General features: G+C 71.9%; 10 protein-coding genes. 3 read left to right on the top strand and 7 right to left on the bottom strand.

Going from position 1 to position 10,589, the window contains the following annotated elements; genetic code table 11:
- Positions 1-112 precede the first annotated feature (112 nt).
- Complete coding sequence (locus G3I19_RS13635) at positions 113-1,084, top strand: LysR family transcriptional regulator (RefSeq protein WP_164263648.1); 972 nt, start codon at positions 113-115, stop codon at positions 1,082-1,084.
- Here the strand turns inward: G3I19_RS13635 and G3I19_RS13640 are convergent.
- From G3I19_RS13640 to G3I19_RS13670, 7 genes are all read right to left on the bottom strand, one after another.
- Positions 993-2,018, bottom strand: a complete 1,026-nt coding sequence (locus tag G3I19_RS13640; protein ID WP_164263650.1) for a nitronate monooxygenase — start codon at positions 2,016-2,018, stop codon at positions 993-995. The genes G3I19_RS13635 and G3I19_RS13640 overlap by 92 nt on opposite strands.
- Positions 2,015-3,628, bottom strand: coding sequence for an AMP-binding protein (locus G3I19_RS13645; protein WP_164263652.1), 1,614 nt, complete (start codon positions 3,626-3,628; stop codon positions 2,015-2,017). The genes G3I19_RS13640 and G3I19_RS13645 overlap by 4 nt, the downstream gene beginning before the upstream one ends.
- Positions 3,628-4,437, bottom strand: coding sequence for an enoyl-CoA hydratase/isomerase family protein (locus G3I19_RS13650; RefSeq protein WP_164263654.1), 810 nt, complete (start codon positions 4,435-4,437; stop codon positions 3,628-3,630). The genes G3I19_RS13645 and G3I19_RS13650 overlap by 1 nt, the downstream gene beginning before the upstream one ends.
- 1 nt (position 4,438) lies before the next feature.
- Entirely contained in the window at positions 4,439-5,644 is a 1,206-nt protein-coding gene (locus G3I19_RS13655) for a CoA transferase (RefSeq protein WP_343235093.1), read from the bottom strand.
- The gene (locus G3I19_RS13660) at positions 5,641-6,411 is read right to left on the bottom strand and encodes an enoyl-CoA hydratase/isomerase family protein (protein WP_164263656.1); all 771 of its coding nucleotides are present in this window, start codon (positions 6,409-6,411) and stop codon (positions 5,641-5,643) included. The genes G3I19_RS13655 and G3I19_RS13660 overlap by 4 nt, the downstream gene beginning before the upstream one ends.
- Before the next feature lie 37 nt (positions 6,412-6,448).
- On the bottom strand, positions 6,449-7,381 hold the full coding sequence (locus tag G3I19_RS13665; RefSeq protein WP_164263659.1) for a hydroxymethylglutaryl-CoA lyase: 933 nt from the start codon (positions 7,379-7,381) through the stop codon (positions 6,449-6,451).
- A 61-nt stretch (positions 7,382-7,442) separates the two neighbouring features.
- Positions 7,443-7,928, bottom strand: coding sequence for a MarR family transcriptional regulator (locus G3I19_RS13670; protein ID WP_164263661.1), 486 nt, complete (start codon positions 7,926-7,928; stop codon positions 7,443-7,445).
- A gap of 109 nt (positions 7,929-8,037) precedes the next feature.
- Here G3I19_RS13670 and G3I19_RS13675 point away from each other — a divergent pair, with 109 nt between their 5' ends.
- On the top strand, positions 8,038-9,402 hold the full coding sequence (locus tag G3I19_RS13675; RefSeq protein ID WP_164263663.1) for an MFS transporter: 1,365 nt from the start codon (positions 8,038-8,040) through the stop codon (positions 9,400-9,402).
- 168 nt (positions 9,403-9,570) lie between these two features.
- A partial coding sequence (locus tag G3I19_RS13680) for a serine/threonine-protein kinase (protein WP_164263665.1) occupies positions 9,571-10,589 on the top strand: 1,019 nt, incomplete at its 3' end.

Below are 10,589 nucleotides of genomic sequence, written 5' to 3' on the forward strand. Positions count from 1 at the left end.
GCAGCAAGGCGCCGGGCTGGTACGCAGACGGTAGGACCCGACGGAGCGCGGCGTCCAAGACCTGTTCCGCACCGACTGATACGGATCGGGTATCACGGAGTACGATGCGCGAGTGCCCATCGCCCATGTGGCCCCAGCCGACTTCGACCTTCGCGTGGTCCGGTATTTCACGGTCCTGGCCGAGCACGGCAACTTCCGCCGTGCGGCAGCCGAGTTGCGCCTCGCGCAGCCCTCGCTGAGCAGACAGATCCAGAGCCTCGAAAAGCGGCTGGGCGTCCGCCTGCTCGACCGCACCACCAGGGGCTGTCACCTCACCGACGCCGGACAGGCGTTCCTGCCGCAGGCGCAAGCGCTCCTGCGCGCCGCGGAACTGGCCGCGACGACGACCCGCGCGGCCGCCGTACCCGGCGCCGTCACCATCGGGTACGTGGGCGGACTCATCATCACCGCCGCAGTGCGCGAGCTGCGCACCAGCCATCCCCGTGCCTCGGTCGCCACTCTGCACGTGGACTGGAGCGAGGTACGGACGGCGTTGTTGGACCACCGCGTGGACGCGGTCGTCGCCCGGGAGCCGTTCCCGGCCGACCGGCTGCAGGTGACGCGCCTCTACCAGGAGCGCCGGGTGCTCCTCGTTCCGACGACGCACCGCCTCGCGAACAGGGAGTCGGTCACTGTGGACGACTTCGCCGGCGAACCCCTCATCCGCTACCCCGACCCCGCCTACGACGCATTCTGGCGTCTCGACCCCCGCCCGGACGGACGCCCGGCGCCCGACGGCCCGCTGGTCGAGTCACACGCCGACAAGCTCGAAGCCATCGCCGGCGGCCAGGCCCTCGCTCTGGCACCGGCCGCCGACGGGAACGGCGCGCCGAGGCGTGATCTGGCGGCCGTGCCCGTCCGGGGGATCGAGCCGTGCACCGTCGTACTCGCGACCCGCGACCGCGAACAGAACAGCCTGGTCGCGGCCTTCCTCGAAACGGCCCGATCGCATCTCACCGGTCGTGACGCTCAGGGCCCCTCCGGCCGTGGCGATCGGCGGCTCGGCAGGGCAGCGGCCGATCGACGGGCAGCGGCAGGCGGGTGAGGGCGGTGCGGTACTCGGCGACGATGCGTTCGACGACCTCGGCGGCGGGCAGCACCTCGTCGACGAGGCCCGCCGACTGTCCCGCCTCCACCTTCCCTTCGCGTACCCGGCCGTGCAGGGCGGCGTCCTTGAGGCTCGCGGCCTGGAACTCCGTACGCCGCAGGCCGAGTTCGGCGGCGTCCTCCTCCAGGCGTTGCATACGGGCGGTGAATTCGTTCTCGACGGCCCGTATCAGGCCGAGGCCGTGTCCGACGGTGCGGGTGTCCTCCACACCGGCGGCGATGACGGCCGCCTTGTAACCCGGGTGCACGGTGGCCTCCCTGGTGGCGAGGAAGCGGGTGCCGAACTGGGCGGCGCCCGCCCCCAGCGCCAGCATCGCGGCCAGTCCCGCGCCGTCCGCCATGCCGCCGGAGGCGATCACCGGAGTCTGCGGGACAGCGGAGACCACCGCGCGTACGAGGACCTGGGTGGCCACCAGGGCGGGCGGCGGGTGTCCGCCGGCCTCCGCACCGACGACGACGAGACCGTCGACACCCGCATCGGCCGCCTTGCGCGCGTGCTCGGCCCCGGCCACGACATGCAGGCAGACGGTGCCGATGTCCTGGAAACGCTTCAGATAGCGGCGCGGCCCGCCCTGGGAGGCGATCAGTACGGGTGGGCGGCGGGCCAGGAGCAACTCGATGACATCCTCGGCTCCCGCCCGGTGGAGCGGAAGGTTGACGCCCCAGGGGAGGTCGGTCCCGGCCGCCGTCTCGTCGAGCACCCGGGCCAGATCGTCCAGGCGCATGGGGCCCGCGGCGACGACACCGAGGCCACCGGCCCGGCTGACCGCGAGCGGCAGGGCCGATGAGGAGGAAGCCCAGGACATGCCGGCCTGGATCACCGGGAGGCGGATGCCGAGAAGCCGGGTGACGGGGGTGGGGATGCTGGTCATGCCGGCACCTCGTGGTCGGCCCTGCCGAGCAGGGTACGGGCGTGGGCGGCGAGCCGGTTGCGCTGCACCTTGGAGCTGGCGGTCATGCCGATGTCCTCGAACCCGTCGACGACACGCAGGTGCCTGGGCACCTTGAAACCGGCCATGCGGGTACGGGCCCAGGCGATCAGTTCGTCCACGGTGGTGCCAGGTTCGGTGAGGACGACGAACGCGAACGGTACTTCGACCAGCCGCTCGTCCGGCACACCGACCACGACGGCCTGCCGTATCCGGGGATGACGGTGCAGGGCGTCCTCCACGTCGGCCGGCGCGACGTTCTCACCGCCGACCCGGATGATGTCCTTGGTACGTCCCATGAAGTGCAGCCGGCCGGTGCCGTCCAGTGCGCCGACGTCGCCGGTGGCCAGCCAGCCGTCGCAGTCGACGGCCGAAGCGGTGGCCTCGGGGGCGTCGAGGTAGCCCTGCATGACGTTCCATCCGCGTACGAGGATGGCGCCCGGCTCGTCCGGCGCGCAGTCACGGGTGTTGTCCGCAGCCCGGATACGTACCTCGACCCCCGGCTCCACCAGCATCGCGCCCGACGCCCGCACCCGGTCGTCCTCCCACCAGCAGGACTGGGCGACGTTCGGGGACGCCTCGGACAGCCCGTATCCGGCGACGCACTCGGTGGCGCCCAGTTCGTCGATGACCCGGCGGATGACGGTGGGGGACGCCGCGACCCAGGCGCCCCGCAGCCGGAGCCTCCGGCGGGCGCGGTCGGGGTGGTTGAGCAGCAGCAGGGCGATGGTGTCGTTGCCGGAGAAATGGGTGCACCGCTCGGTCTCCATCAGCCTGAGCGCCTCGGCCGGTTCGAACTTCGGCATGGTCACCAGTGTGGCGACGTGCTGGAGGCAGGACAGGACGGAGAGAGTGCTCCCGGCGACGTGGAAGAAGGGCCGGGCGCTGTGGAAGCGGTCGCCCGTCCGCAGACCGAGACGGGCGCCGGAGAAGAACGCGTCGGCGCACATGCTGCGCTGGCTGAGCAGCACGCCCTTGGGGCGGGAGGTCGTGCCGGAGGTGTACTGGACGAGCAGGACGTCGTCCGGGGTGCTGGTCGCGGGGGCCTCGCCGGTGGCGGCGGCCAGGAACTCCGTCCAGGGCGTCGGCCGGCCGGGAGCCGTCTCGCCGCACCTGACGACCCGCCGCAGATCCGGCAGGGCGGGGCAGGTGCCGTCCGCGCCGACGCCGATCTCGTCCAGGACGGCCCGGAAGTCGGTGCTCAGGACACGGTCGGCGACGAACAGGGTGGACACCTTCGCGTGGGCGAGGGTGTGTTCCACCTCGTCGGCGGTGTAGCGCGTGTTGACCGGTACGGTCACGGCGCCGACCGATCCGATGGCGAGGAACAGGGCGACCCAGCGGGGCCCGTTGCCGAGACAGAGGCCCACCCGGTCACCCCGGCCGACACCCGCGGCGGCGAGCGCGGCCCGGATCCGGGCGACCTCGGTGGCGAGTTCGCCGTAGGTGACGCGTTCGTCGGCGGTGACCACGGCCTCCACATCGGGCGCGATGACGGCGGCCCGGTCCAGCGCCTCATGGACGGTCAGGGGACATGTCGCTTCGAGGTTCATCACTTCTCCCCTTCGGTGGTGCCGGAGTTGCCGGAGCCGCGGCGGGCGAACCGGTCGACGCCCTCGCGCCAGCCGCCGTCGGCCAGACACTGCTCGATGGCCGCCATCTCGATCCTGATGCCGCGGTCCAGGTCGGTCTCGCTGCCGAGGTCGATGGCTCGTTTGGTCAGCCCGATGGCCAGTGGCGGCGCCCCCGCGATCGTGGCGGCGATGTCGGCGCCCGTCCTGGCCAGCAGCGCGTCGGGGACCACGCGGGACACGATGCCCAGGTCGAGGGATTCAGCCGCGGACATGGCGCGGTTGGTGAAGAGGAGTTCCTTCGCCCGGCGCTTGCCGATGGCCCGCTGCAGGCGCTGCGTGGCGCCGACCGTGCCCCAGTGGGGCTCCGGGAAGCGGAACGTGGTGCTTTCGGCCGCGACGGCGAAGTCGGCGGCCAGGGTGATCTCGCCGCCCGATCCCACCACCGCGCCGTGCACGAGCGCGACGACCGGGTGGCGGCACTGTTCGACGGCCTCGTAGGCGGCGAACGAGGCGAGGCGCCTGCGGCGTACCCAGGCGGCGTCCTGGCCGGCCCGCTCCCTGAGGTCGGCTCCGGCGCAGAACGCGGGGCCCTGCGCGGACAGGAGCACGGCGCGCACGTCATCGGCGGCGTCGATCTCCTCGAAGGCGGACCGCAGTTGCCGGCACATCGGCAGGTCGACGGCGTTACGGGCCTGCGGTCTGGCGAGTTCGACATGGGCGATCCCGTCGGTGACCGTGCAGTTCACCCGTGGGGAGTCCGCGGGCGGCGGCTCGCTGGTTTCGTTCATCTCAGATCACTCCCGCGGCCCGCAGGCCGGCTATCTCGCCGTCGTCAAGCCCGGCGAGCCGTACGAGCACGTCATCGGTGTCGGCGCCCAGCAGGGGTGGGACGCCTGCCGTGGTCGGTTCGCCGCCGGTCTCCCGCAGCGGTGTGCGCAGGGCGCTGAAAGTGCCCTCCGTCGGGTGCTCGAAGTCGGTGACGACCTCCCGGGCCCTGACATGCTGGTCGGCCAGCGCCTCCCGGACACCCCGGACCTCGCCGGCCGGGATGTCGGCGGCGCGGAACTCCTCGACGAGCCGGTCGCGGTCCCGGCCGGCGATCGCCGTGCGCAGGGCGCTCATGACGCGTTCACGGTCGGCGACGCGCCCCGCGTTGTGCCGCAGGACGGGGTCGTCGGCGAGTTCGGTGAGACCGAGGACGGAGCAGAGCGGCGCCCAGTGCTGGTCGCTGCCGCTGATGTGCAGCCAGCCGCCGTCGGCGGTCTCGAAGGCGGCGGACGGGACGCGCCCCGGATGCTGGGTTCCGGTGCGTACGGGGTCCTCGTCCAGGGCGAAGAGCCGGGCCGCGTTGAGGGCCTGCAGACTGAGCTGGACGTCCATCATGGAGATGTCGAAGTGGCGGCCCCGCCCGGTGATCCCGCGTCCGGCCAGACCGGTGAGGGCGGCGATGGCCACCCACAGCCCGGACGTCATGTCCGCCACCGGGATACCGGACTTGCTGGGCGGCCCGCCGGGTTCCCCGGTCATCTCCATGACGCCGGAAAGTGCCTGGAAGACGGTGTCGTACCCCTTGCGCATACGGTCGGGGCCGCTCTGCCCGAAGCCGGTGGCGGAGACGTACACCAGGCCCGGATTGCCGGCGGACAGCTCGTCGTACCCCAGCCCCAGCCCCGCCATGACGCCGGGCAGGAAGTTCTCCGTGACGACATCGGCGCGGGCGGCGAGCCTGCGGGCCACGTCCCGGCCACGGGGGTCCTTGAGGTTCAGGGTGATCGAGCGCTTGCCGCGGTTGAACGCGAAGAAGTAGGCGCTCTCACCGTGCGGCAGGCGGGGCTCGAAGCCACGGGTCTCGTCGCCGCTGCCGGGGCGTTCGACCTTGATGACGGTGGCGCCCAGTTCGGCGAGGATCTGGGTGGCCATCGGAGCCGCCAGGACCCGTGAGAAGTCCAGGACCGTGACACCGTCGAGCGGGCCGGGCACTGCGGGGGAGTTCACCGGCGGAACCCCCGCATCAGCGCGTTGACGTCCTGGCCCGTCCGCATCGCGGCGTCGGTGGGCAGATCCGCGACCCGGTAGAAGAGGTCCTTCGCCGCTCGGATCGCGCGGGGTTCCACTGCGGCCCACCGCTCGGCTGTCTCCAGCGCGGCGCCGACCACCTGGTCCGGCTCCACGACCCGGTTGGCCAGGCCGTGTTCCGCGGCCTCGGCAGCGGACAGCAGCCTGCCTGTGCTGATCAGCTCGAAGGCGAGCTTGCGGCTGAGGTGGCGTTCGAGTCCGGTCATGACCAGGGCGGGGACGATCGAGTGCCGCAGCTCGGGATAGCCGAACTTCAGGTCGGTGCCCACGATGGTCATGTCCGCGCCGATCGCGAGTCCGGCGCCACCGCCCACCGCGGCGCCCCGCACGGCGGAGACCACCGGCGTTCCCATCCGCTGCATCTGCGTCTGCAGCCGTGCGGTGAGCGCCGCCCGTTCCAGGACGGCCTCCGGCCGGTCCGGGGTGAGGTCCGAGAACTCCGACAGGTCGGCGCCCGCGCAGAAGCCGCGGCCGGCGCCGGTGAGCACCACGGCGCGGATCCGCCCGTCGTCATCGGCCGCGGTGAGCGCGGCGCTGAGGGCCCGGGTGAGTGCGGTGTTGAGGGCGTTGAGCTTGGCGGGACGGTTGAGGGTCAGGACGCGGACGAGGCCGCGGTCCTCGACGAGCAGGACGTCGGCATCCGCCGCGTCCGGATCGGTCGGCTGCCCGCTGGTCGTGACGGTCACGGAAGGTTCTCCTCGGTCGTGCGGTGGTGGGGGCGGGTCAGGCGGCGGCAGCGGAGTGCCGGAAACCGGCGCGGGCCACCATGCTGTGCAGGGGCCGGCCCAGAGCCTCCTCGCACGCCCGGGATACGGAGGCGAGTGCGTCCAGGTCGATGCCGGTACGGACGCCCATCGCCTCGAACAGGCTCACCAGGTCCTCGGTGCAGAGGTTCCCGGTGAGCCCGGCCCCGTAGCCGATCTTCGAGGGATGGCCGCCGACGCCGCCGAGCGCACTGTCGAAGTGGCGGCACCCGGCCTCCAGGGCGGCGACCGCGTTGGCGAGCGCCGTTCCGCGGGTGTTGTGGAAGTGGGCCACGACCGCCAGTTCCGGGTGGGCCCGCAGCAGCCGGCGGAAGAGGGAGGAGACCGCCGCGGGAGTGGCGACGCCGGTGGTGTCGCCCAGCGTCACCGCGTCGGCGCCGAGGCCGGCGAAGCGTGCGACGTCCTCGGCGACGAGGCCCGGGTCGACCTGCCCCTCGAAGGGACAGCCGAAGGCCACGGACACCACGCCGATGAGCCTGATGCGGCCTCCCGCCAGAGCGACCATCTCTTCGACCCGCTCCCACTGCCGGGCCCGTGTGGTGCGCAGGTTCTTCCCGGTGTGGCTCTCACTGGCCGACACCAGCAGGCTCAGCTCCTCGGCTCCCGCACCGCGGTCGAGGTCGGCCAGGGCGCGCTCGACGGCCCGCGGGTTGGGGCAGGTCGCCTTGAACGCCACGCCGGGGCGGTGGGTGACCCCCGCCAGTACCTCACTCGCGTCGGCGAAGGCCGGCACCCACCGCGGATGGCTGTAGCTGGTCGCCTCGATACGGCGGAAGCCCGCGCCGGCGAACGCTTCCAGGAGGGAGGTCTTGGTGTCGGTCGGAACGAATGTGGGTTCGTGCTGCAGCCCGTCCCGGGCGAAGCATTCGCAGATGGTGACCGCGTCGGTCATGGGCCGCCTCCTCAGGGTGACGCGACCAGAACTATCCGAAGGGTGTTGATAATGTCAACACCTATACGTCGTTCAGGCCCTCACGCTCCTGCTGCTCCAGGGACAGGGCGAGGTCCGCCAGCTTCTCCAGCGCGCGGTCCAGGACCCGCAGCTCCTCGCCGGAGAGGAGCGCCGCGAAGGCCGCGTCCCGCTCGTTGGCGGCCCCGATCAGGCCGCGGTACACCGCCACCCCGGCTTCCGTGAGGGCCAGTTGACGGCTGCGCCCCGCTCCCTCGGTGCGGTTCACCAGGCCCCGCTCCACCAGCCCCCGGACGACCCGGCTCATCTGGGCCTTGTCCAGTCCGGCCCGCCGGGCGAGTCTGTTCAGTGTCAGTGTCGGGTCGGCCGCGATGAGTGCGACGGTCCGCCACTCGCCGAGGCTGACGTCGAACTCGCGGCGGTATCGGAGCGCCGCGCTGCGCGACAGGGCCGACGACGTACGTGAAAGCCGGTAGGACAGCAGATCGGAGATCGGCACCAGGTCCCGACCATCCTCGCGATTAACCATGGGTGGCATGCTATGCCCATCGAAGGTGTTGACTTTATCAACTTAGGCGGCTGAGACTCGCCCTATCCGCCACTTCCGGCGACACACCTCAGCAAAGGAGCTGTACGTCGTGGCCGATCCCTCAACGTGCACAGAATCCCAGGACGCCGTGGACACGGCCGGGGTCGACCGCACCGCGACCTACCGCACCATCGCCTGGCGCGTCATGCCCCTGCTGGTCATCTGCTACATCGTGAGCTTCATCGACCGGACCAACATCGGGATCGCGCAGCAGGGTCTCGAACGTGACCTCGGTTTCGGCTCCGCGGTCTACGGCCTCGGTGTGACCCTCTTCTTCGTCGGTTTCATCATCTTCGAGGTACCGAGCAGCGCGCTGCTCGCCCGGTTCGGCGCCCGCAGGACGCTCGTCCGCATCATGGCGTCCTGGGGTGTCGTCACCGTCGGCACCTCACTCGTCAACAGCGAGTTCACCTTCTACCTCGCCAGGTTCCTCCTCGGCGCGGCCGAAGCCGGCTTCTTCCCCGGGGCGCTCTACTTCCTCTCGCGCTGGTTCCCGTCCGCCCGGCGTACGCGTATGACCGCGCTGTTCTTCGCGGGTGTCCCCGTATCCGGAGTCCTGGGCTCCCTCATGTCCGGCAGCATCATGAAGGCGTTCGACGGCAGCGCCGGTCTCGCGGACTGGAAATGGCTGTTCATCACCGAAGGCATCCCGCCCATCCTGCTCGCGGGCGCCGTCCTCCTGTGGCTCGTCGACGAGCCCGAGCAGGCACGCTGGCTGACACCGGCGCAGCGGGCGGCCGTACGGGACGATCTCAGGGCCGACCAGCGGAGCAAGGGGGAGGGGAAGGAGCGGCCGGCCGGCGCCGGGCACGCCGGGCTGTTCCTCGCGCTGCGCGACCCGAAGGTGTGGGTCATCGGCCTCTGCGCCTGCGGCGCCTACACCATCGCCAACGCCGTGTCGTTCTGGACACCGCGGATCATCGCCGAGGCGGGCGTCGGCGACGTCCTCGACCTCGGACTCTTCTCCGCCCTGCCGCCCCTGCTCGGCATCGTGGTCATGCTGCTCGTCGGACGGCACTCCGACCGCACCCTGGAACGCCGCTGGCACGCGGCCCTCAGCTGGGCCGTCGCCGCTCTGGCCCTGGTGGCGCTCTCCGTGTCCGGAGGCGACGTCGTCCTGGTCGTCGTCCTTCTGGCGGTCCTCGCCGCCGCCCACTATTCCGGCCTCACCGTCTTCTACTCCATCCCCTCCATCTACCTCGGCGAGCGGGCCGCGGCCACCGGAATCGCGCTGGTCACGTCGATGGGCTCGTTCGCCGCCGCCGCATCACCGTCCCTGCTCGGTTTCATCCAGCAGAGCACGGGCAGCCTGGCACTCGGGCTGCAGATCAGCGCCGGTGTCGTCCTGCTCGCCGTCGTGCTGCTGCTGGTCGGCGTCAAGCCGGGCGACCTGCGCGAACACCACCCGTCCTGAGCGGGATGAGGCGGCGGGGCGGATGTCCGGCCGGGCACAACGGGCCGGCCGCACACCCGCCCCGCCACCCTCTTTGGTCTGCCGTACCGCCTTGCGGCTAGTTTGTGGGCAGGACAGGTACGCAGGCCCGTGGTGGCAGAGTGCACGGGGGACAGGAGGTCGGGGAGAGTGTCGCTGCGCGGAGGTGATCCAGCCGAGATCGGCGGCTATCCGCTCGAGACGCGGCTCGGCTCGGGCGGCATGGGCACGGTCTTCCTGGCCCGCACGAGCTCGGGGCGGCCTGTCGCGATCAAACTCATCCACCAGCAGTTCGCCGGGGACGACGAGTTCCGTATCCGCTTCCGGCAGGAGGTGGCGGCCGCGAGGCGGGTGAGCGGGGCCTTCACCGCCGCCGTGGTCGACGCCGACCCGGAGGCCGAGCAGCCGTGGATGGCGACGACCTATATCGAGGGGGACACGCTCGCCCAGCGCATCGACAAGAAGGGCCCGGTCAACGGAGCGGAGCTGAGGCGGCTCGCCATCGGGCTCGCGGAGGCACTGCGCGACATCCACCGGGTGGGAGTCGTCCACCGTGATCTGAAGCCCTCGAACGTGGTGCTCTCGCCCGAGGGCCCGCGCGTCATCGACTTCGGCATTTCGCGCGCCGTCGACCAGCAGACGCTGACGATGACGGGACGGGTCATCGGGACGCCGCCCTTCATGTCGCCCGAGCAGTTGCAGGCGCCGCGTGGCGTGGGGCCGAGCTCCGACGTGTTCTCGCTCGGGACGCTGCTGGTGTACGCGGCGACAGGCCACGGACCCTTCGACGCGGACAGCCCGTACATGACGGCGTACCAGGTGGTGCACGAGGAGCCGTCGCTGGGGCCGGTGCCGGTCATCCTGCGCGCGGTCGTCGAGCCGTGCCTGGCGAAGGAGCCCGAGGCGCGCCCTTCGGCGGACGAACTCCTCGTACTGCTGCGGGACCTGCCCGCCGACCTCGGAGGGGCCGAAGGGGACGGCGCAGGAGCGGACGTGGCCGGCGCGGGCCGCACCCGCGACGTGAGCACCCAGCATCACCTGGAGACGACGCGGGGCGCCGCCGCGTCCACCGACCCGACCGTCGCCCCGGCGGCCGGACCCGGACCCGGAGCCGGGACAGGGAGCACCAGCACCGCCATCGGCCGTCGGCTGCGCCGCCGCTGGCGGCC

Origin of the sequence: Streptomyces sp. SID10853 (assembly GCF_010548145.1) — a bacterium.
GTDB lineage: Bacteria > Actinomycetota > Actinomycetes > Streptomycetales > Streptomycetaceae > Streptomyces.